Here is a 19,027-nt window from a genome sequence, read left to right on the forward strand (position 1 = left end):
CCGCGCCCGTGACCGCGGCGCCGCAGGCCCCCGCGCGCGCGCTGCCCGCGAACGCGCCGGGCTTCGCGCAGCTTCCCCGGACCGGCGACGGGCGGCTCGGCGCGGTCCGCGCGGCGGCGAAATCGGGCGCCTGGGGCCAGTGCCTCGCGCAATCGGTGAACCCGCGCTCGGTCGATGTGCTCTACGAGCGGGGCTGGTGCGCCTATAACTCGGAACGCCCGCTCGAGGCGCTTGCGGCCTTCAAGGTCGCGGCCAGCGCGGGGCTGGGCGGCACGATCACCCGCGATGCCCGGTTCGGCATGGTCCTGGCCTTTCTCAAGAACACCATGACCGAGGATGCCGCCCGCATCGCCGCCACCACCCCCCTGACCGAAGAGCAGCGGGTCGATGTCGAGGGGATCATTCTCGACCAGCGCGGGGTGCGTGCCTACCAGCGTGCCGAGTGGCGCGACGCGATCAACTATTTCAACGCGATAGAGGAATTGCGCGGCTCGATCCGGCGCGATCTCGCGATCCTGCGGGCCTATGCCTACCTCAACGCCGGAGAGCGTCAGACCGCGCGCGAACAGTTCGAGCTGCTGCATGACCAGCTTGCCACGAACGAGACCCGCAAGGGTCTCAGGGCGGCGCGGTGATCCTCGGGATCGGGGCGGATCTCGCCAATATCGAGCGGATCGCCGGGACGCTCGAACGCTTTGGCGACCGGTTCCGCAACCGCGTCTTTACCGAGACCGAACAGCGCCGCGCCGAACGCCGGGCCGACGTGGCGGGCACCTACGCGAAACGCTGGGCCGCCAAGGAGGCCTGTTCCAAGGCGCTCGGCACCGGGCTGCGCATGGGCATCGCCTGGAAGGACATGGCCGTGTCGAACCTGCCCACGGGACAGCCGGTGATGCACCTGACCGGCTGGGCGGCCGCGCGGCTCGCCGACCTGACGCCCGCGGGCCACGAGGCCATCGTGCATGTCACCCTGACCGACGACCACCCCTGGGCGCAGGCCTTCGTCGTGATCGAGGCGCGGCCGACCGCCTGAGCGGCGCGGGAACCGCGCGCGCCCCGCGGGCTTGTCACAGGCCAGATCGAAAGGGACTGCCGCCATGACCCAGGGCACCATCGAGCCGACCGAGGCCGAGACCGCCGCACTCGCCCATGCCATCACCCGCGCCAGCGGGATCGCGCGCGACGAAACGGACCGCGCGCCCATCGTCGCCGCCATCCTGGTGGATGACGAGGTGATCGCCTGGGGCGACAACGAGGTGCATGTCGAGAACGACCCCTCGCGCCATGCCGAGATCGTCGCCATCTCGCGGGCCTGCGCCGAGCGCGGGACGCCGTCGCTCCAAGGGGCGAGCATCGTCACCACGCTTCAACCCTGCGAGATGTGTCTTGGCGCCATCCGCATGTCGGGCATCGCGCGGGTGATCTTTGCCGCCGGCCGACCGGGGCTGAAAGACGGGTATTTCGCCTTTCCCGGCCTCGCGCTCGAACAGTTCGTCGAGGCCGATCCCGAGGGCTTCGGCTGGGCCGGCCACGTGATGGAGGCGGATGTCATGGCGCTTTACGGCAAGCGCGAGGGCTGATCCCGCCAGCTTGACACCCGGGGGAGGGCCTTCCATCTAGGCCGGGATTTTCCCAACGCGCGCGGCGGATACAAGATGGCCAAGGCCGAAAGATCGGGCGGCATCCTCGAGACGATAAAGACCGTCGTCTATGCCCTGCTTATCGCCGGCGTGTTCCGCACGCTGTTCTTCCAGCCCTTCTGGATCCCGTCGGGCTCGATGAAGGATACGCTGCTCGTCGGCGATTTCCTGTTCGTCAACAAGATGGCCTATGGCTATTCCTATGCCTCCTGCCCGTCGCTGCGGTTCCCGCGTTTCGGCATCGACATCGGGGCCGAGGATATCTGCGGGATCTTCGACGGCGACAATTCCCGCCTGTTCGGGAGCGAGCCCGAACGGGGGGATGTAGTCGTGTTCCGCCACCCCGTCACGGGGCAGGACTATATCAAGCGGCTGATCGGTCTGCCGGGCGAGACGGTGCAGGTGCGGGGCGGCGTCCTCTACATCGACGGGCAGGAGGCGCCGCAGACACCCGCCGGCACCTTTACCGAGACCTATGACGCGCAAGGCCCCATGGGCAACCGCCCGCAATGCGCCAATCCGGGCGTGCCGCTGGGCGGCGTCTGCGAAAAGCCGCGCTTCCGCGAGACGCTTCCGGGCGGGGTCGAGCACGATATCCTGAACATCCGCACCACCCAGCTTGACGATACGCCGGTCTATACCGTGCCCGAGGGGCATTATTTCTTCATGGGCGACAACCGCGACAACTCTACCGACAGCCGCGTGTCGCCAGTGGCAGGCGGTGTCGGATTCGTGCCCTACGAGAACCTGATCGGCCGCGCGGGCCGGGTCGTCCTGTCGTTCGGCGGCACCAGCATCTTCAAGGTCTGGGACTGGCGGTTCGATCGCTTCCTCGAGCCGATCGAGTGAAGCTCGGCGCGCAACAGGCGGCCTTTGCGCGGCGGCTGGGCCATACGTTCCGCGATGGCGGGCTGCTGATCCGCGCGCTCACCCATGGCTCCATCGCGACCGAGACGCGGCCCGACAACCAGCGGCTCGAATTCCTGGGCGACCGGGTGCTGGGCCTGGTGATCGCCGAGGCGCTGCTCGCCGCCGACCCCGGCGCGGCCGAGGGTCAGCTCGCCCCGCGGTTCAACGCCCTCGTCCGCAAGGAAACCTGCGCCGATATCGCCCGGCGGATCGACCTCGGCGCGGTGCTGCGGATCGGGCGTTCCGAGATGATGTCGGGCGGGCGGCGCAAGCAGGCGCTGCTGGGCGACGGGATGGAGGCGGTGATCGCCGCCGTCTATCTCGACGGCGGGTTCGACGCGGCGCGCGGCGTGATCCTGCGGCTCTGGGGCGACGCGCTCGAGAATGTCGAGCCCGACGCCCGCGACGCCAAGACGGCGCTTCAGGAATGGGCGCAGGCGCGCGGGTTGCCGCCGCCGAGCTATGTCACCGTCGACCGCACCGGTCCCGATCACGCCCCCGTCTTCACCATCGAGGCGCGGCTGGCCTCGGGCGAGACGGCGCAGGGCTGCGCCTCTGCCAAGCGCGCCGCCGAACAGGCCGCGGCCGCGGCGCTTCTGGCGGCGTCCGAAGGGGGCGGGGCATGACCGGATGAGCCCCAATTTCGCCGGCGCGCTGTTCATGATCGCGGCCATGCTGGGCTTTGCGGTCGAGGACGCGCTGTTCAAGGCAGCGGTGGTCACGGTGTCGCCAGGTCTGGCCACCATCGCCTTCGGGCTGTCGGGGCTGGTGTTCTTTGCCGGTGCGGCCCTTGCCACCGGCCAGCCGCTTTTCCCCCGCCGGTGGAGCCGCTGGCTGAGCGTGCGGACGGGGTTCGAGATCGGGGGGCGGCTGTTCTTCGCGCTGGCACTGGCTTTTGCCCCGCTGGCCGAAACCTCGGCCATCCTGCAGGCCGCGCCTCTGGTGGTGACACTGGGCGCGGCGCTGGTGCTGAAAGAGGCGGTGCCGCCCGCGCAATGGGTGGCCATGGCCATCGGCTTCGGCGGCGTGCTGCTGATCCTGCGCCCGGCCGGCGCGCTGTTCGAGCCCGCGCTGCTTTTCGCGGTGCTGGGCATGATCGGTTTTGCCGGGCGCGACCTCGCCACCCGCGCCATCCCGCGCGATATCGGCACGCTGCAACTAGGGGTGCTGGGGTTCGGGGTGGTCGTGGTCGCGGGGCTTGTCATATGGGCCGCCGAGGGGCTGCCCGTGGCCGCGCCCGGCCCGCGCGGTCTGCTTTTGCCGATGGCGGGCGCGGTGGGCGTGCTGGGCTATGCCGCGATCACGCGGGCGATGCGCACGGGCGAGGTGGGTGTCGTCGCGCCGTTCCGCTATACGAGGCTTCTGGCCGCCCTGTTGATCGCCGCCATCGTCTTTGGCGAGCGGCCCGACTGGATGACCTATGCGGGCTCGGTGCTGATCGTGGCGACCGGGATCTATACGCTGACAACCTCGGGCGCGCGCCGTCGCGCCGCCCTAGCCAGAACGGAGAGGACATGACCTCCAAGGCCGGCTTCATCGCCCTGATCGGCGAGCCCAACGCGGGCAAATCCACCCTTCTCAACCGCATGGTCGGGGCGAAGGTGTCCATCGTCACCCACAAGGTGCAGACCACCCGCGCCCGCATCCGCGGCGTGGCGATCGAGGGCGAAAGCCAGCTTGTCTTCGTCGATACGCCGGGGCTGTTCCGTCCGCGCCGCAGGCTCGACCGGGCGATGGTCGCCGCCGCCTGGAGCGGTGCGGCCGATGCCGATATCGTCGTGCTGCTGATCGAGGCGCATCGCGGCCTGACCGACGGGGTGGAGGAGATCCTCGCCTCGCTCGCCGACCGCGCGCCGGGCGTGCCCGTGATCCTCGCCATCAACAAGATCGACCGCGTCGAGGCGCCGGTCCTGCTCAAGCTCTCGGCTGATCTCAACGCGCGCTACCCGTTCGACGAGACCTTCATGATCTCGGCTGAGCGTGGCCATGGCGTCGACACGCTGAAACGCGCGCTGGCCGCGCGTCTGCCCGAGGGCCCGTGGCTCTATCCCGAGGACCAGATCGCCGATCTGCCCATGCGCATGATCGCGGCCGAGATCACCCGCGAAAAGCTGACGCTGCGGCTGCACCAGGAACTGCCCTACCAGATCACCGTCGAGACCGAGGTCTGGGAAGAGCGCAAGGACGGCTCGGCCCGGATCGACCAGGTGATCTATGTGCTGCGCGACGGCCACAAGGGCATCGTGCTGGGCAACAAGGGCGAGACGGTCAAGGCCATCGGACAGGCCGCCCGGCTCGAACTCGAGGAGTTCATGGGGCGCAAGGTGCACCTGTTCCTCCAGGTCAAGGTCCGGCCCGGCTGGCTCGAGGATGCCGAGCGTTATTCCGAGATGGGGCTCGACTGGAAGGACGGTGCCTGAGCTGCGGCTGGCCTCGGGGATCTGGGTCGCGGCCTATCTGCGGCGGCTCGCGCTGGCCGATATCCCCGCCTATGTCATTGCCCGCGGCGACGACACCGCGGGCGCGGTGCTTATCAAGCTTGCCACGCTCGACGGGCAGGCGAGGGCGTTCCAGCGCAGCTTCGACCTCGCGACGGGGCAGCGCGTCTGGATGACGCTGGCCGAAGGCGCCGAGCCCGAGGTGGACGCCGCCATCGCGCGCGCGCGGGGATTCGACCCGGACCTGTGGGTGATCGAGATCGAGGACCGCGCCGGGCGTCACCTGCTGGACGAGCCGGGCCTGTCCTGAGCGCGGTGCCGGTTGCCGGTGTCGGATCGAGTATTTGTGGAAACAGAGAAGGACGAGGCCCGAGATGGCGAAACGCGCGTTCCTGACATGGCCCGACCCCCGGCTGCGCCGCCCCGCCGCGCCCGTCGCCGAGATCACGGACGAGATCCGCGGCACATGGGACGACATGATCGACACGATGGAGGCCATGCCCGGCGTCGGGCTGGCCGCCCCCCAGATCGGGGTGATGCTGCGGCTTGCGGTGGTCGATGCCTCGGAGGCGCGCGGCCAGGCGATCCGCATGGGCAATCCCGAGATCCTTCACGCCAGCGTCAAGCCCCGCGCCCATGTCGAGGCCAGCCCCAACCTGCCCGGCATCTCGGCCGAGATCACGCGCCCGCGCGCCGTCACCGTGCGGTTCATCGACGCCGCGGGCGAGACCGTCGAGCGGGATTTCGTCGATCTCTGGGCGACGAGCGTGCAGCACCAGATCGACCATCTCGACGGCCGGATCTTTCTCGACCGGCTGAGCCGGGTGAAACGCGACATGATGCTGCGCCGTTTTGCCAAATCGGCGCGTACCGCCTGAGCGGCGACTGGCGGGGCGCCGGAGTTCGGGCTAGGTCGGCCCCCGAACGCCGCCAGACCGGAGCCCGCCATGCGCATCGTCTTCATGGGAACGCCCGATTTCTCGGTTCCCGCCCTGCGGGCGCTGATCGCCGCCGGGCACGAGATCGCCTGCGTCTATACCCAGCCGCCGCGCCCCGCCGGGCGGGGCAAGCGCGACCGCCCCGCGCCGGTCCATGCCGAGGCGGCCGCGCGCGGCATCGAGGTCCGCCACCCGGTCACTCTGCGGCGGCTCGAGGAGCAGGAGGCATTCGCCGCGCTCGGGGCGGATATCGCCGTCGTCGTGGCCTATGGGCTGATCCTGCCGCGCGCCGTGCTCGAGGCGCCGGCGCAGGGCTGTCTCAACATCCACGCGTCGCTTTTGCCGCGCTGGCGCGGGGCGGCGCCGATCCAGCGCGCCATCATGGCCGGCGATGACGAGACGGGCATCTGCATCATGCGGATGGACGAGGGGCTGGATACCGGGCCGGTGCTGTCGCGCGCGACGACCCCCATCGGGGCGACCGACACGGCGGGCGACCTGCATGACCGGCTGGCCGGGATCGGGGCCGATTTGATCGTAACGGCGCTGGACCGGCTGGGGGCGCTGCCGCCCTTGCCCCAGCCCGAGACGGGGGCCAGCTATGCGCCCAAGATCGACAAGGCCGAGGCGCGGATCGACTGGACGGGTGCGGCGGCCGGCATCGATTGCCAGATCAGGGGGCTCTCGCCTTTTCCGGGCGCGTGGTGCGAGGCGGGGGGCGAGCGGCTCAAGATCCTGCGCTCGCGCCTGGCCGAGGGGCAGGGCGCACCGGGCGAGATCCTCGGGGGCGGGCGCATCGCCTGCGGCGAGGGGGCGGTCGAGCTGCTCGAGATCCAGCGCGAGGGGCGCAAGCCCCAGCCCGCGGCCGAGGCGCTGCGCGGATTGCGGGTCGAGGGGCGGCTGGGCTGAAGGGGAGGCGGCTCAGCCCTTCTTGAAGGGCGCCATGCCTTCACGCGCGAGCGCGTCGGCGCGCTCGTTCTCGGGGTGGCCCGCATGGCCCTTGACCCACTCCCAGCGCACGTCGTGGCGCGCCTGCGCCGCGTCGAGCCGTTTCCAGAGGTCGTCGTTCTTGACCGGCTTTTTCGCCGAGGTCTTCCAGCCGTTGCGTTTCCAGCCGTGGATCCACGAGGTGACGCCGTTCTTGACGTATTGGCTGTCGGTGACGACCGTGATCCGACAGGACCGGCCAAGGCTTTCGAGCGCAGAGATCGCCGCCAGAAGCTCCATCCGGTTGTTCGTGGTGAGCTTTTCGCCGCCCTTGAGGTCGCGCGATTTCACGACCTCGCCGTTTTCCCTGGCGCAGAGCAGCGCGCCCCAGCCGCCGGGGCCGGGATTGCCCGAACAGGCGCCGTCGGTATAGGCGAAAAATTCGGGCATGGGTGCTCCGTCAGGTTCGTGTCGCGGGTGGGTAGCATCGGGGTGGGCGGGGTCAAGCCACGCTCAGAACGCGACCGGCAGCAGGCACAGCACAACGACCGCGGTAAGCAACAGGCGCAGCCGCATCCACCATGGCGGGGCGAGGCCCTGCTGCTGAAATTTCCAGTCGATGCCAAGGATGCCGACAAAGCCCGCGATGAGGTAGATCGCCGCCGAGACCGGGCCGCCCCCCACGAAGAAGAACGCCCAGAGCGCGGGCAGCACCGACAGGGCATAGCCCGCCGCGGCGACCCGGCCGCGGGCCTTGGTCGAGAAGCCCCAGAGCGCCCCGGACATGAAGCTGAGGATGACGGTGCCATAGGCGAGCTGGATATAGGGCCCGACAAAGCGCGGCCCGAGAATCCCGGCGCCCCAGAGCCCGAGCTGCGGAAACACGGTGCCGAGCCCGCCCCAGACGAAGGGGATGAGCCCGGCGAGCCCGAGCGCGAGCGGTGCTTTGGGGATGCCGAACATGGGCGGGCTCCTGAGGGCGGTCGTGGCGGCCGGGGGTGCCGGTCAGGCCGGGACGCGCAGCGCGCGGGGGATCTTGAACTCGACCCGTTCGACCGCGGTCTCGACCGTTTCCACGGTGACGTCATAGCGGTCGCGGAAGGCGTCGACGACCTCGTCGATCAGGATCTCGGGGGCCGAGGCGCCAGCCGTGATCCCCACCGATGCGATCCCGTCGAGCGCGCGCCAGTCGATCTCGGCGGCGCGCTGGACGAGCTGGGAATAGCGGCATCCGGCGGCGGTCGCGACCTCGACCAGGCGACGCGAGTTCGACGAGTTCGGCGCGCCCACCACCAGCAGAGCGTCGCAATGGGGCGCGATGGCCTTGACCGCGCCCTGCCGGTTCGTGGTGGCGTAGCATATGTCTTCCTTGTGGGGACCGACGATGGCCGGGAACCGCGCCTGAAGCGCGGCCACGATGCCCGCGGTGTCGTCCACCGAAAGCGTGGTCTGCGTGATGAAGGCCAGCCGGTCGGGGTCGCGCACGTCCAGGGTCGCGACGTCCTCGACGGTTTCGACCAGCAGCACCTCGCCCTCGGGAAGCTGGCCCATCGTGCCCAGCGTCTCGGGATGGCCCGCATGGCCGATCATCACCATCTGGAGGCCGTTCTCGTGATGGCGCTCGGCCTCGATATGGACCTTGGAGACGAGCGGACAGGTCGCATCCACATAGACCATGTTGCGGCGCGCGGCCTCGGCCGGTACGGCCTTGGGCACGCCATGGGCCGAAAAGATCACCGGCCGGTCGTCGGGCACCTCGTCCAGTTCCTCGACAAAGACGGCGCCCTGCTCGCGCAGCGCATCGACGACATAGCGGTTATGCACGATCTCGTGGCGCACATAGACCGGCGCGCCCCATTTCTCGAGCGCCAGCTCGACGATCTTGATGGCCCGGTCGACGCCCGCGCAGAAGCCGCGGGGCGCGGCGAGATAGAGGGTGAGGGAAGGCTTTGTCATGATGCCCTAGGTAAGCGTCGGGACGTGCCGCGTAAAGACGATGCGCGCGGCCCGCCTACACGATCCGGTCGACGAGCCCCGCGAGCACGAGGTAGCGCCCGGTCTTGGCGATGGCCACCAACGCGAGGAACAGCGGGAAAGGCGTGCGCAAGACGCCCGCCGCGACCGTGACGGCATCGCCGAAGGGCGCCCAGCTCAGCAGCAGCGTCCACGATCCGTAGCGCAGATACCAGTCCTGCGCCCGGTCCATCTGTCGCGGGGTGGCGGGAAACCAACGGCGGTCGCGGAACCGCTCGATCCCCGCGCCCAACAGGTAGTTCACAATCGAGCCGAGGATATTGCCGACGCTCGCCACGGCGATCAGCACCGGCAGCGACACCGCGTCGCGCGCCTGGAGCGTGGCGAAGACCACTTCGGACTGGAACGGCAGGATGGTGGCCGCCCCGAAGGCGGCGGCGAACATGCCGGCAAGGGACCAGAAGACCTCCATCCCCCCTGCATAGGGGGTCGCGTCAGTCGTTGGCAGCGTGATCGCGTGCCGGGCGACCGATCGTCTCGCGCAGGTCGTCGAGCTCGATGAAATTGTCGGCCTGCCGCCGCAACTCGTCGGCGATCATCGGCGGCTGCGAGCGGATCGTCGACACCACCGAGACGCGCACGCCCGCGCGTTGCAGCGCCTCGACCAGCGGGCGGAAATCGCCGTCGCCCGAGAACAGCACGGCATGGTCGATCCGCGGGGCAAGCTCCATCGCGTCGACGGAAAGCTCGATGTCCATGTTGCCTTTGACGCGGCGGCGGCCCTGGCTGTCGGTGTATTCCTTGGCCGGCTTGGTGACGAGCGTGTAGCCGTTGTAGTTCAGCCAGTCGACCAGCGGCCGGATCGGGGAGTATTCCTCGTTCTCGAGAAGCGCGGTGTAGTAGAAGGCGCGCAGCAGCTTGCCGCGTCGCATGAACTCTTCGCGCAGGAGCTTGTAGTCTATGTCGAAATTGAGGTTGCGTGCGGCGGCGTAGAGATTCGATCCGTCAATGAAGAGCGCAAGCCGTTCGTCCCGATAGAACATGTGTGATACCTGTTACTCTTGCTCGCGCCGCCGCGCTGTCGTCGCTGCTCGGGCGACTGGCGGAGCGAATTATTTACCTGATGGGTCTTATTTGTTGAGAGCGGCATGAAAACGCAATCCCTGTCCGGAAGTCCAGCCGATGCGCGGTTCGTTGTCGCACTGGGGGGGAATCTGCCCTTCGATGGCCGCCCGCCCGGCGATACGTTGCGGGCGGCATTGGATTTTCTTGACGAATCGGGGTTCGCGCTGGACGCGGTCAGCGGGTTCTATTCGAACCCAGCCTTCCCGAGGGGCAGCGGGCCGGATTTCGTCAATGCCGTCGCGTCATTCGTCTCGGATCTCGCGCCGGGCGAGGTGCTGGCGCGGCTTCACGCGGCCGAGCGGCGGTTCGGGCGCGAGCGCGATCTGCGCTGGGGGCCGCGCACGCTCGACCTCGACCTCGTGGCCGCGGGCGACGCGGTGCTGCCCGATGGCGAGGCATGGGCGCGCTGGGCGGGGCTGGCCCCCGACCGCCGCGGGACCGAGGCGCCCGAGGGGCTGATCCTGCCCCATCCCCGCCTGGCCGAACGCGCCTTTGTGCTGATCCCGATGCATGATATTCTGCCGGCGTGGCGGCATCCCGCGACGGGCGCGAGCGTCGCGCAGATGCTCGACGCGCTGCCGCCCGCAGATATCGCCGAGCTGCGCCGCCTTCCGTGAACGGATAGGCGCCCGCGCCGGGTTGCGTTCCGCCGCGCGCTGGCATAGATCGACGCTTTGATTTCGGCGCCCCCGATCCGCCCGGCACCTGGCGCCTTGCCGTTTCACGGAGGATTCCATGGCCCGCGTTACCGTAGAAGATTGCGTCGACAAGGTCCCCAACCGGTTCGAACTCGTTCTGCTGGCCGCGCACCGGGCCCGCGAGATCGCCGCCGGAAGCCCGCTGACCGTGGACCGCGACAACGACAAGAACCCCGTCGTGAGCCTGCGCGAGATCGCCGACGAGACGCAATCGGCCGACGCGCTGCGCGAGCGGATGATCGAAAGCAACCAGACCCAGATCGAGGTCGACGAGCCCGAAGAAGACAAGATGGCGCTTCTCATGGGGGCGGAGCAGGACAAGCCGGCCGATGACGACCTGTCCGAGGAAAAGCTGCTGCGCGCCCTGATGGAAGCCCAGGGGCCGAAGTAAGGAGGTCGTCGGAACGCGATGGATGACGGCTCTAGCTGGATCGCCGACGCCGAGCGTCTGGTTGCCAGGGTTCGAGAGTACAACCCGAGTTCCGACAGCGACCTGATCCGCCGCGCCTATCTTTATGGCGCGGAGATGCACGAGGGGCAGTGGCGCCGCTCGGGCGATCCCTACATCACCCATCCGATCGCGGTGGCCACCCTTCTGGCCGAGCAGAATCTCGACGACGCGACGATCTGCACCGCGCTGCTGCACGACACCATCGAGGATACCCGCTCGACCTATGGCGACGTGGCCGAACGGTTCGGCCCCGAGATCGCCGATTTGGTCGAGGGCGTCACCAAGCTGACCAAGCTGCAACTGACCTCGACCGAGTCCAAGCAGGCCGAGAACCTGCGCAAGCTGTTCATGGCGATGAGCCGGGACATGCGCGTGATCCTCGTCAAGCTCGCCGACCGCCTGCACAACATGCGCACGATCATCAGCATGACGCCCGAGGGCCGCGAGCGGAAGGCGCGCGAGACGATGGAGATCTTTGCCCCGCTCGCCGGGCGGATCGGCATGCAGTGGATGCGCGAGGAACTTGAGGACCTGGCCTTCGAGGTGCTGAACCCCACGGCGCGGGCGTCGATCATCCGCCGCTTCATCGGGCTCAAGCGCGAGGCCGGCGGCGTCATCGAAAAGATCGAGGCCGACATCAAGATCGAGCTGGCCCGCATCGGCATCACCGGCGAGGTGCAGGGCCGGGCCAAGCGGCCGTTCTCGATCTGGCGAAAGATGGAGGAAAAGCAGGTCGCCTTTTCCCGGCTTTCGGACATCTTCGGCTTTCGCATCATCGTCGAGACCGAGGCCGAATGCTATTCCGCGCTGGGTGCCATCCACCAGCGCTGGAAGGCCATTCCGGGCCGGTTCAAGGACTATATCAGCCAGCCGAAATCCAATGGCTACCGCTCGATCCATACCTCGGTGTCGGGCCGCGACGGCAAGCGCGTCGAGGTGCAGATCCGCACGCGGGCGATGCACGAGGTGGCCGAGACGGGCGTGGCCGCACATTGGTCATATCGCGACGGCGAGCGCGTCGAGAACCCCTTTGCCGTCGATCCGGGCAAATGGGTCCACGACCTGACGCGCCAGTTCGACAGCGCCGAGGACCATGCCGAGTTTCTCGAGGCTGTGCGGCTCGAGATGTATTCCGACAAGGTGTTCTGTTTCACCCCGCGCGGCGAGGTCGTGAAACTGCCCCGCGGGGCGCGTCCGCTCGATTTCGCCTATGCCATCCACACCCGGATCGGCGACCGCTGCGTCGGGGCCAAGGTCGATTCGATCCGCGTGCCCCTCTCGACCAAGCTGCGCAACGGCCAGAGCGTCGAGATCATCACCGCCGAGGGCGAGCGTCCGCGCGCCTCGTGGCTGGAACTGGTCGAGACGGGCCGCGCCAAATCGGCGATCCGCCGGTCGCTGCGCGAGGCCGAGTCGGCGCGGCTGATCCGGCTCGGAACCGAGCTTGCGCGGGTGGCCTTCGACTCCGTGGGGCGGCGGATGACCGACAAGGGGCTCATGACGGCCGCCCGGCGCATGAACCTCGACTCGGCCGACGACCTGCTCGCGCGGCTCGGCTCGGCCGAGATGCCCAGCCGCCGCGTGATCGAGGTGCTCTATCCCGAGCTTCTGGACGAACAGAGCGACGTGGTCGATGCCAGCGCCGCCATCGTCGGGCTCGAGCCGGACCAGACTTTTCGCCGCGCGGAATGCTGCCAGCCGCTGCCGGGCGAGCGGATCGTGGGCATCACCACCGCCGGTAAGGGCGTGCAGATCCACACGATCGACTGCGCGACGCTGGTCGGCGTCGAGGGCGAGCCCGACCGCTGGGTCGATCTCGCGTGGCATTCGGGTACGCATCCGGCCGTGCACACGATCACCTTCGATCTGACGATCTCGAACGACGCCGGTGTGCTGGGGCGGATCTGCACGTTGATCGGAACCCAGAAGGCCAATATCTCTGATCTGCACTTCGTGGAAAAACGTCAGGATTTCTATCGTGTACGCATCGACGCCGATCTCCGGAGCGCGGAACACATGCATGCCGTGCGGCTCGCCCTCGAGGCCGACGAGGATGTCGTCTCGATCGAACGGGTGCGCCGCGACATCCGCTCTCCGGCCCGCGCGGGCTGACCGCGTCCGGCCCGCGGGCTGAGCGGTGTTCAAGCGCCGCACCCCTCGCGGAACCGCGCAGAACGTGGCGCGGTGGTTCTGGCCCAGGGGAGGCTGGCTGAGGGCGCTGCGCTATCTCGTGTATCGCATCCGCCGTCTGCCCGACCCCGCCCACAAGATCGCGCGCGGCATCGCCTGCGGCGTCTTCGTCTGTTTCACCCCGCTTTTCGGGCTGCATTTCCTGATGGCGGCGGGGCTGGCCTGGCTGATCGGGGGCAACGTGCTGGCCGCGCTGCTTTCGACCTTTGTCGGCAACCCGATCACCTTTCCGCTGATCGCCGGCGTGTCGGTCAAGCTGGGATCGTGGATGATGGGCCAGCCCCATCCGCTGCCCATCGGCCAGACCTTCGACGCGTTCACCCGCGTCTCGCTCGAGCTCTGGGCCAATCTCAAGGCCGTGTTCACCACGGCGCCGGTCCGGTTCGACAATCTCGACACGTTTCTCGACCTGGTGTTCCTGCCCTACCTGCTGGGCGGGCTGGTGCCGGGTCTCGTTGCCGCGGTGCTCAGCTATGCGCTGTCGCGCCCGGTGATCTCGGCCTATCAAAAGGCGCGGATCAACCGCATGAAGCGCAAGTTCGAGGCGCGCGGCAAGCTGGAGCGCAAGATCGCCCAGGACAACCGGAGGAAGGGAAGCGTATGAGCGAAAGGCTGAGACTGGGCGTCAATATCGACCACGTGGCCACCGTCAGGAACGCGCGGGGCGGCACGCTGCCCGACCCGATCCGTGCCGCGCGGCTGGCCGAGGCGGCGGGCGCCGACGGCATCACCGCGCATCTGCGCGAGGACCGGCGCCATATCTCGGACGACGATATCGAGCGGCTGGTCGACACGCTCACCCTGCCGCTGAACTTCGAGATGGCCGCGACCGACGAGATGCAGGCCATCGCGCTGCGCTATCGGCCACATGCCGTCTGCATCGTGCCCGAACGCCGCGAAGAGCGGACGACCGAGGGCGGGCTCGAGGTGGCGCGCGACGAGAACCGTCTGGCGCATTTCATCGCCCCGCTGGCCGAGGCGGGATCGCGGGTGTCCATCTTCATCGCCGCCGACCGGCCCCAGATCGAGGCGGCGGCGCGGATCGGCGCGGCGGTGGTCGAGCTGCACACCGGGGCCTATTGCGACGCCCATGCCGAGGGGCGCCTGGCCGAGCGCGACGACGAGCTTGCCCGCCTGACCGACATGGCCGCCCTGGCCGAGGATCTGGGGCTCGAGGTTCACGCGGGCCATGGCCTGACCTACGAGACGGTCCCCCCCATCGCCGCGCTGCCGCAGGTGCGCGAGCTGAACATCGGGCATTACCTGATCGGAGAGGCGATCTTTCTGGGGCTCGAGGCCGCCATCGTCGAGATGCGGCGGATCATGGACGCGGCGCGGGGCTGAGGTCGTCCGCCGGCGCGATCCTGGCCCAGACGGGCAGGTGATCCGAGGCCCGCGCGGCCTCGGGCGTCATGTGGACCCCCGCCTCGACGCAGCGCAACGCGTCCCCGATGGCAAAACGGTCGAGCGAGGCGATCGGGCGCGAGGCGTGAAAGCTCCGCCCCGGCTCGATCATCGTCAGCGATCCCTCGAGCGGCTCGAACCCGCGGTTGAGCGACCATTCGTTCATGTCGCCCATCAGCACCGCGCGCGGCATCCGCGGCCCGATGGCGTAAAGCAGCGCCCTGAGCTGGCTCTGCCGGTTCGTCCGCCGCAACCCGAGATGGCAGATCGCGACGGTCAGCGGCCCCGCCGGCGTCTCGAGATCGACGATGGCCGCGCCGCGCGGCTCCAGCCCCGGAAGCTCGATCCGCTCGAGCCCGATCATCCGGCAGCGCGGCCCCAGCAGAAGCGCGTTGCCGTGCCAGCCGAGGCTGGGCACCTCGGGTTGCAGGTCGACCGGCTCGAGCCCGATGGCGCGCACCTTGTCCACGCCCAGCACCGGCAGGCGCGGGGGCAGGCGCTTGTCGGCCTCTTGCAGCGCGACGATATCGGCGTCGAGCGACTCGATCACCCTGAGCGTGCGCGCCGGGTCGCGCCGCCAGTCCAGCCCGACCGACTTGCGGATGTTGTAGGACGCCAGCCGCATCACATCTGCGGCGCCAGCAGGCGCGACGTCCGGGCCAGCACGCGCAGCCCGACGGGCTGATCGGGCAGCCACCTGTCGAGCTTGTGACAGCGGGCGAGATCGTCGTTCAGCATCGCCTCGACCCAGGCCGCGGCGGCGCGGTCCTGCATCACGACGGTCAGTTCGAAATTGAGCAGCCCCGACCGGATGTCGAGATTGATCGACCCGACCGAGCAGATATCGTCATCCACGAGCGCCACCTTCTGATGCATGAATGCGCCCTCGTAGCGCCAGATCTCGCCACCGGCGATACGCAGCTCGTCAAAATACGAGAAGGCGGCCCAATAGGGCAAGCGGTGATCGGGGCGGTCGGGCACGAGAATGCGCACGTCGACCCCGCGCAGGGCGGCCAGTTGCAGCGCGGAAAGCACGTCCGAGTCGGGCACGAAATAGGGCGTGGTGATCCAGAGCCTTTCGCGCGCCGCGGTGGCCAGCGCGATGAAATAGAGGTTGCCGGTGCTCACCCGGTCCGTGGGCGCGGGGGCCAGCGCCACCGCGCGAACCGGCCCGTTCGCCCCCACCGCGCTGCGCGTGTCGAGCCGGTCGAGGATGGCATCGCCCGCGGCCCAGCTCCAGTCGGCGGCGAACCCGCGCTGAAGCTGGAGCACGACCGGACCCGTGAGGCGGCAGAACGTGTCGCGCCAGTCGCCGTATCGCGGGTTCCGCCCCATGTAGGTTTCCGAGCAGTTGAGCCCGCCGGTGAACGCCTCGGTGCCGTCCACGACCACCAGTTTGCGATGGTTGCGGTAGTTGAGCTGGAACGGCCCGAGCGCGCGGCTGGGCCCCTTGGGCCGCGCGGTGTGCACGCCCGCCGCGCGCAGCGCCTGCCAATAGGATCGCGGCAGGCCCACCAGCGGCAATTCGTCATGCAGCAGCCAGACCTCGACCCCGGCGCGCGCCCGCGCGATCAGAAGGTCGCGCAGGCGCCGGCCCAGCGCGTCGTCCTCGATGGTGTAGTATTGCACCAGCACATAGCGTTCGGCCCGCCCGATGGCGTCGAAGATCGCGTCGAAGGTGGCCTGCCCGTCGATCAGAAGCGTCATGGCGTTGCCGTGCGTCACCTGCGACCCGCCCAGCCGCGCGAAGATGGCAAGCCGATCCTCGGGGTCGGGCGCGCGGTCGGCATCGGGGCCGTCGACGCCCACCTGCGCGTCCGAGGCGCGGCGCCGCTGCGCGAACCGGCTGTAATTCGCGTAGCCGAACAGCGCATAGGCGGGTACGCCGACATAGGGATAGGCGAGGATCAGCACGATCCACGCGGCCGAGCCCTGCGGCGTGCGCGAGGTCTTGAGCGACAGCCACGCTGCCGCTACCGCCGGGACGGTCGCGAGCGCCCGCACGATCAGGTCTTCCAGGCCGAAACTCATCGCGTCCTCCGGGCCGGGTCGGCGCCCCGTGAGCTAGGCCAATGCCCCCCGGCCGTAAAGCGCGCCTTGATTCCGGCCGGCGGACTGCGTATCTGCCCCGCAACCGCGAAAAGGACGAAGGCCATGGCCACCCGCACCAATCCGCTGCAGTTTCTCCAGCAGACCCGCGCCGAGATCGCCAAGGTCGTCTGGCCGACGCGGCGCGAGACGTTGCTGACGACGGTCATGGTGTTCATCATGGCGACGCTGACGGCGATCTTCTTTTTCTTCGTCGATTTCCTGATCCGCACCGGCCTCGAGCTTCTGCTCGGCCTCGTGGGCTGAACGCGTCGCCGCGGCCGGGTGGGGTTGCGCCCGGTCCCGCGCGCGGCTAGAACGCGCGCGATTTCCCCCGGAGGCGCGCAAGGTCGACAAGCCGCGCGCCCCTTTTCGTTGGGGGGCCCGCAAAATCAGTCTGGAGCTCTCTACTCATGGCGAAACGATGGTATTCGGTCAGCGTTCTGTCGAACTTCGAAAAGAAGATCGCCGAACAGATCCGCTCCGAAGTGGCCGAGAAGGGCCTTGAGGACGAGATCGACGAGGTTCTGGTCCCCACCGAAGAGGTGATCGAGGTCCGGCGCGGCAAGAAGGTCACGACCGAACGCCGCTTCATGCCCGGCTATGTGCTGGTGCACATGGAGATGTCGGATCACGGCTATCACCTCATCAGCCAGATCAACCGCGTGACCGGCTTTCTCGGGCCGCAGGGGCGTCCGATGCCCATGCGCGATGCCGAGGTCGAGGCGATCCTCGGCCGCGTCCAGGAAGGCGAGGACGCGCCGCGCACGCTGATCTCCTACGATACGGGCGAGAAGGTGAAAGTGACCGACGGCCCGTTCGAGGGTTTCGACGGCACCGTCGAGGACGTGGACGAGGACAACCAGCGCCTCAAGGTCAGCGTCTCGATCTTTGGCCGGGCGACCCCGGTCGAACTGGAATACACTCAGGTCAGCAAGGAGATCTGAGCGTTCGACGCGGGAGCTGTGGCCCAAGGGGTGCAGCGAACCGCGGCAACCGCCCCCGCATGCCGGGGGCTTGTAGGGCGGGGCATGTCCCGCCGCGAACCGGAAGGAGGCCATCATGGCCAAGAAGAAGATCGGCAGCCTCAAGCTGCAGGTGAAGGCGGGCCAAGCCAATCCCAGCCCGCCCGTCGGCCCCGCGCTGGGTCAGCGCGGCATCAACATCATGGAGTTCTGCAAGGCGTTCAACGCCCGCACGCAGGACATGGAACCGGGCGCGCCCTGTCCCACCGTGATCACCTATTACCAGGACAAGTCCTTCACCATGGAGATCAAGACGCCGCCGGCGACTTATTTCCTCAAGAAGGCCGCCAAGATCAATTCGGGCTCCAAGACGCCCTCGCGCGAGACGATCGGAACGATCACGGTCAAGCAGCTCCGCGAGATCGCCGAGGCGAAGATGAAGGACCTGAACGCCAATTCGGTCGAGCAGGCGATGAAGATCATCCTGGGCTCCGCGTCCTCCATGGGCATCGAGGTGAAATAAGATGGCGAAACTCGGAAAACGCGCCCGCGCCGCTCGCGAAGCCGCCGCCGGCAAGGAAAACCTCACCGTCGAGGAGGCCGTCGCGCTGGTCAAAGGCAATGCGACCGCCAAGTTCGACGAGACGATCGAGATCGCGATGAATCTCGGCGTCGATCCCCGCCACGCCGACCAGATGGTGCGCGGCACGGTCAACCTGCCCAACGGCACCGGCAAGACGGTGCGCGTGGCGGTGTTCGCCCGTGGCGAAAAGGCCGACGAGGCACAGGCCGCCGGGGCCGATATCGTCGGTGCCGAAGACCTGATGGAGCAGATCCAGAACGGCCAGATCAATTTCGACCGCTGCATCGCCACGCCCGACATGATGCCGATCGTCGGCCGGCTGGGCAAGATCCTCGGCCCGCGCAACCTGATGCCGAACCCCAAGGTCGGCACGGTGACGATGGACGTCAAGGAGGCCGTCGAGGCCGCCAAGGGCGGACAGGTTCAGTTCAAGGCCGAGAAGGCCGGGGTGATCCATGCCGGCATCGGCAAGGCGAGCTTCGACGAGGCCAAGCTGGTCGAGAACGTGCGCGCCTTTGTCGAGGCGGTGAGCCGCGCCAAGCCCGCGGGCGCCAAGGGGTCCTACATGAAGCAGGTCGCCCTGGCCTCGACCATGGGCCCCGGCGTCACCGTCGACGTGGCGAGCGCGACGGGCAACGCCTGATCGCATCGACCGCCGACAAGCCATGCGAAAGGGCGGCTCCAGACGGGCCGCCCT

The 19,027-nt window shown here is 68.6% G+C and carries 25 protein-coding genes and 1 pseudogene; 19 read left to right on the top strand and 7 right to left on the bottom strand.

Translation table 11 applies throughout. The features are described from left to right. The 10 genes and pseudogenes from E2L08_RS17060 to fmt form a co-directional block, all read left to right on the top strand. Positions 1-635, top strand: a pseudogene (locus tag E2L08_RS17060) (hypothetical protein); the annotation flags it as partial. Beyond that, a complete protein-coding gene (gene acpS / locus E2L08_RS15440; RefSeq protein WP_133397997.1) occupies positions 632-1,033 on the top strand; it encodes a holo-ACP synthase in 402 nt (133 codons plus the stop codon). The pseudogene E2L08_RS17060 and the gene acpS, both read left to right, overlap by 4 nt. Before the next feature lie 64 nt (positions 1,034-1,097). Continuing rightward, the gene (locus tag E2L08_RS15445) at positions 1,098-1,580 is read left to right on the top strand and encodes a nucleoside deaminase (RefSeq protein WP_133397998.1); all 483 of its coding nucleotides are present in this window, start codon (positions 1,098-1,100) and stop codon (positions 1,578-1,580) included. Between the two features lie 75 nt (positions 1,581-1,655). Continuing rightward, a complete protein-coding gene (gene lepB / locus E2L08_RS15450; protein WP_133397999.1) occupies positions 1,656-2,489 on the top strand; it encodes a signal peptidase I in 834 nt (277 codons plus the stop codon). Next, positions 2,486-3,175 (top strand): ribonuclease III, encoded by a 690-nt coding sequence (gene rnc, locus E2L08_RS15455; RefSeq protein ID WP_133398000.1) that lies wholly within the window; start codon positions 2,486-2,488, stop codon positions 3,173-3,175. Before lepB ends, rnc begins: the two co-directional genes overlap by 4 nt. Positions 3,176-3,179: 4 nt before the next feature. Beyond that, the gene (locus E2L08_RS15460) at positions 3,180-4,067 is read left to right on the top strand and encodes a DMT family transporter (protein WP_133398001.1); all 888 of its coding nucleotides are present in this window, start codon (positions 3,180-3,182) and stop codon (positions 4,065-4,067) included. Continuing rightward, a complete protein-coding gene (gene era / locus E2L08_RS15465; RefSeq protein WP_133398002.1) occupies positions 4,064-4,969 on the top strand; it encodes a GTPase Era in 906 nt (301 codons plus the stop codon). The genes E2L08_RS15460 and era overlap by 4 nt, the downstream gene beginning before the upstream one ends. A 1-nt stretch (position 4,970) precedes the next feature. Continuing rightward, complete coding sequence (locus tag E2L08_RS15470) at positions 4,971-5,297, top strand: DUF1491 family protein (RefSeq protein ID WP_370450695.1); 327 nt, start codon at positions 4,971-4,973, stop codon at positions 5,295-5,297. A 64-nt stretch (positions 5,298-5,361) separates the two neighbouring features. Continuing rightward, positions 5,362-5,865, top strand: a complete 504-nt coding sequence (gene def / locus E2L08_RS15475; protein WP_133398004.1) for a peptide deformylase — start codon at positions 5,362-5,364, stop codon at positions 5,863-5,865. 69 nt (positions 5,866-5,934) lie between these two features. Continuing rightward, the gene (gene fmt, locus E2L08_RS15480; RefSeq protein WP_133398005.1) at positions 5,935-6,834 is read left to right on the top strand and encodes a methionyl-tRNA formyltransferase; all 900 of its coding nucleotides are present in this window, start codon (positions 5,935-5,937) and stop codon (positions 6,832-6,834) included. Between the two features lie 12 nt (positions 6,835-6,846). Here fmt and rnhA read toward each other — a convergent pair whose 3' ends face one another. From rnhA to E2L08_RS15505, 5 genes are all read right to left on the bottom strand, one after another. Beyond that, positions 6,847-7,302 (bottom strand): ribonuclease HI, encoded by a 456-nt coding sequence (gene rnhA, locus E2L08_RS15485; RefSeq protein WP_133398006.1) that lies wholly within the window; start codon positions 7,300-7,302, stop codon positions 6,847-6,849. 63 nt (positions 7,303-7,365) lie between these two features. Beyond that, positions 7,366-7,815, bottom strand: a complete 450-nt coding sequence (locus tag E2L08_RS15490; protein ID WP_133398007.1) for a DUF3429 domain-containing protein — start codon at positions 7,813-7,815, stop codon at positions 7,366-7,368. A gap of 42 nt (positions 7,816-7,857) precedes the next feature. Further along, a complete protein-coding gene (gene ispH / locus E2L08_RS15495) occupies positions 7,858-8,808 on the bottom strand; it encodes a 4-hydroxy-3-methylbut-2-enyl diphosphate reductase (RefSeq protein WP_133398008.1) in 951 nt (316 codons plus the stop codon). A 55-nt stretch (positions 8,809-8,863) separates the two neighbouring features. Further along, on the bottom strand, positions 8,864-9,298 hold the full coding sequence (locus E2L08_RS15500) for a YqaA family protein (RefSeq protein ID WP_133398009.1): 435 nt from the start codon (positions 9,296-9,298) through the stop codon (positions 8,864-8,866). A gap of 22 nt (positions 9,299-9,320) precedes the next feature. After that, complete coding sequence (locus tag E2L08_RS15505; RefSeq protein ID WP_133398010.1) at positions 9,321-9,869, bottom strand: LabA-like NYN domain-containing protein; 549 nt, start codon at positions 9,867-9,869, stop codon at positions 9,321-9,323. Between the two features lie 105 nt (positions 9,870-9,974). Here E2L08_RS15505 and folK point away from each other — a divergent pair, with 105 nt between their 5' ends. The 5 genes from folK to E2L08_RS15530 all read left to right on the top strand — a co-directional run bounded on the left by folK (position 9,975) and on the right by E2L08_RS15530 (position 14,634). After that, positions 9,975-10,568 carry a 2-amino-4-hydroxy-6-hydroxymethyldihydropteridine diphosphokinase gene (gene folK / locus E2L08_RS15510; RefSeq protein ID WP_133398011.1) on the top strand — a complete coding sequence of 198 codons (594 nt, stop codon included), beginning with the start codon at positions 9,975-9,977 and terminating at the stop codon, positions 10,566-10,568. Positions 10,569-10,686: 118 nt separating this feature from the next. Next, positions 10,687-11,040 (top strand): DNA-directed RNA polymerase subunit omega, encoded by a 354-nt coding sequence (gene rpoZ, locus E2L08_RS15515; RefSeq protein ID WP_133398012.1) that lies wholly within the window; start codon positions 10,687-10,689, stop codon positions 11,038-11,040. 39 nt (positions 11,041-11,079) lie between these two features. Then, entirely contained in the window at positions 11,080-13,212 is a 2,133-nt protein-coding gene (locus tag E2L08_RS15520; RefSeq protein WP_133398030.1) for a RelA/SpoT family protein, read from the top strand. A gap of 25 nt (positions 13,213-13,237) precedes the next feature. Next, positions 13,238-13,894: a DUF2062 domain-containing protein gene (locus E2L08_RS15525; protein ID WP_133398013.1), complete on the top strand. Its 657-nt coding sequence runs from the start codon at positions 13,238-13,240 to the stop codon at positions 13,892-13,894. Further along, complete coding sequence (locus tag E2L08_RS15530; protein ID WP_133398014.1) at positions 13,891-14,634, top strand: pyridoxine 5'-phosphate synthase; 744 nt, start codon at positions 13,891-13,893, stop codon at positions 14,632-14,634. The genes E2L08_RS15525 and E2L08_RS15530 overlap by 4 nt, the downstream gene beginning before the upstream one ends. Here E2L08_RS15530 and E2L08_RS15535 read toward each other — a convergent pair. After that, positions 14,612-15,319 carry an endonuclease/exonuclease/phosphatase family protein gene (locus E2L08_RS15535; RefSeq protein WP_133398015.1) on the bottom strand — a complete coding sequence of 236 codons (708 nt, stop codon included), beginning with the start codon at positions 15,317-15,319 and terminating at the stop codon, positions 14,612-14,614. The genes E2L08_RS15530 and E2L08_RS15535 overlap by 23 nt on opposite strands. Further along, positions 15,319-16,725 (bottom strand): cardiolipin synthase, encoded by a 1,407-nt coding sequence (gene cls, locus E2L08_RS15540; protein ID WP_133398016.1) that lies wholly within the window; start codon positions 16,723-16,725, stop codon positions 15,319-15,321. Before cls ends, E2L08_RS15535 begins: the two co-directional genes overlap by 1 nt. Positions 16,726-16,848: 123 nt before the next feature. On the opposite strand from cls, the gene secE reads away from it, so the two are divergent. The 4 genes from secE (at position 16,849) to rplA (ending at position 18,973) form a co-directional block, all read left to right on the top strand. Next, complete coding sequence (gene secE, locus E2L08_RS15545; protein WP_133398017.1) at positions 16,849-17,049, top strand: preprotein translocase subunit SecE; 201 nt, start codon at positions 16,849-16,851, stop codon at positions 17,047-17,049. A gap of 146 nt (positions 17,050-17,195) precedes the next feature. Then, on the top strand, positions 17,196-17,729 hold the full coding sequence (nusG, locus tag E2L08_RS15550; protein ID WP_133398018.1) for a transcription termination/antitermination protein NusG: 534 nt from the start codon (positions 17,196-17,198) through the stop codon (positions 17,727-17,729). Between the two features lie 115 nt (positions 17,730-17,844). Continuing rightward, positions 17,845-18,270 carry a 50S ribosomal protein L11 gene (gene rplK, locus E2L08_RS15555; protein ID WP_133398019.1) on the top strand — a complete coding sequence of 142 codons (426 nt, stop codon included), beginning with the start codon at positions 17,845-17,847 and terminating at the stop codon, positions 18,268-18,270. Between the two features lies 1 nt (position 18,271). Continuing rightward, positions 18,272-18,973 carry a 50S ribosomal protein L1 gene (gene rplA / locus E2L08_RS15560; RefSeq protein ID WP_133398020.1) on the top strand — a complete coding sequence of 234 codons (702 nt, stop codon included), beginning with the start codon at positions 18,272-18,274 and terminating at the stop codon, positions 18,971-18,973. Positions 18,974-19,027: the final 54 nt, after the last annotated feature.

It is taken from the genome of Palleronia sediminis, from assembly GCF_004358695.1.
Classification (GTDB): Bacteria; Pseudomonadota; Alphaproteobacteria; order Rhodobacterales; family Rhodobacteraceae; genus Palleronia; species Palleronia sediminis.

Bases quoted from the DNA above. Each gene is read 5' to 3' on its own strand.
- folK (WP_133398011.1), top strand. From the start codon at position 9,975: ATGAAAACGCAATCCCTGTCCGGAAGTCCAGCCGATGCGCGGTTCGTT.
- fmt (WP_133398005.1), top strand. From the start codon at position 5,935: ATGCGCATCGTCTTCATGGGAACGCCCGATTTCTCGGTTCCCGCCCTG.
- def (WP_133398004.1), top strand. From the start codon at position 5,362: ATGGCGAAACGCGCGTTCCTGACATGGCCCGACCCCCGGCTGCGCCGC.
- E2L08_RS15490 (WP_133398007.1), bottom strand. From the start codon at position 7,815: ATGTTCGGCATCCCCAAAGCACCGCTCGCGCTCGGGCTCGCCGGGCTC.
- era (WP_133398002.1), top strand. From the start codon at position 4,064: ATGACCTCCAAGGCCGGCTTCATCGCCCTGATCGGCGAGCCCAACGCG.
- secE (WP_133398017.1), top strand. From the start codon at position 16,849: ATGGCCACCCGCACCAATCCGCTGCAGTTTCTCCAGCAGACCCGCGCC.
- E2L08_RS15460 (WP_133398001.1), top strand. From the start codon at position 3,180: ATGAGCCCCAATTTCGCCGGCGCGCTGTTCATGATCGCGGCCATGCTG.
- rpoZ (WP_133398012.1), top strand. From the start codon at position 10,687: ATGGCCCGCGTTACCGTAGAAGATTGCGTCGACAAGGTCCCCAACCGG.
- ispH (WP_133398008.1), bottom strand. From the start codon at position 8,808: ATGACAAAGCCTTCCCTCACCCTCTATCTCGCCGCGCCCCGCGGCTTC.
- rplK (WP_133398019.1), top strand. From the start codon at position 17,845: ATGGCCAAGAAGAAGATCGGCAGCCTCAAGCTGCAGGTGAAGGCGGGC.
- cls (WP_133398016.1), bottom strand. From the start codon at position 16,725: ATGAGTTTCGGCCTGGAAGACCTGATCGTGCGGGCGCTCGCGACCGTC.
- rplA (WP_133398020.1), top strand. From the start codon at position 18,272: ATGGCGAAACTCGGAAAACGCGCCCGCGCCGCTCGCGAAGCCGCCGCC.
- E2L08_RS15505 (WP_133398010.1), bottom strand. From the start codon at position 9,869: ATGTTCTATCGGGACGAACGGCTTGCGCTCTTCATTGACGGATCGAAT.
- E2L08_RS15530 (WP_133398014.1), top strand. From the start codon at position 13,891: ATGAGCGAAAGGCTGAGACTGGGCGTCAATATCGACCACGTGGCCACC.
- rnhA (WP_133398006.1), bottom strand. From the start codon at position 7,302: ATGCCCGAATTTTTCGCCTATACCGACGGCGCCTGTTCGGGCAATCCC.
- E2L08_RS15445 (WP_133397998.1), top strand. From the start codon at position 1,098: ATGACCCAGGGCACCATCGAGCCGACCGAGGCCGAGACCGCCGCACTC.
- E2L08_RS15535 (WP_133398015.1), bottom strand. From the start codon at position 15,319: ATGCGGCTGGCGTCCTACAACATCCGCAAGTCGGTCGGGCTGGACTGG.
- E2L08_RS15500 (WP_133398009.1), bottom strand. From the start codon at position 9,298: ATGGAGGTCTTCTGGTCCCTTGCCGGCATGTTCGCCGCCGCCTTCGGG.
- lepB (WP_133397999.1), top strand. From the start codon at position 1,656: ATGGCCAAGGCCGAAAGATCGGGCGGCATCCTCGAGACGATAAAGACC.
- nusG (WP_133398018.1), top strand. From the start codon at position 17,196: ATGGCGAAACGATGGTATTCGGTCAGCGTTCTGTCGAACTTCGAAAAG.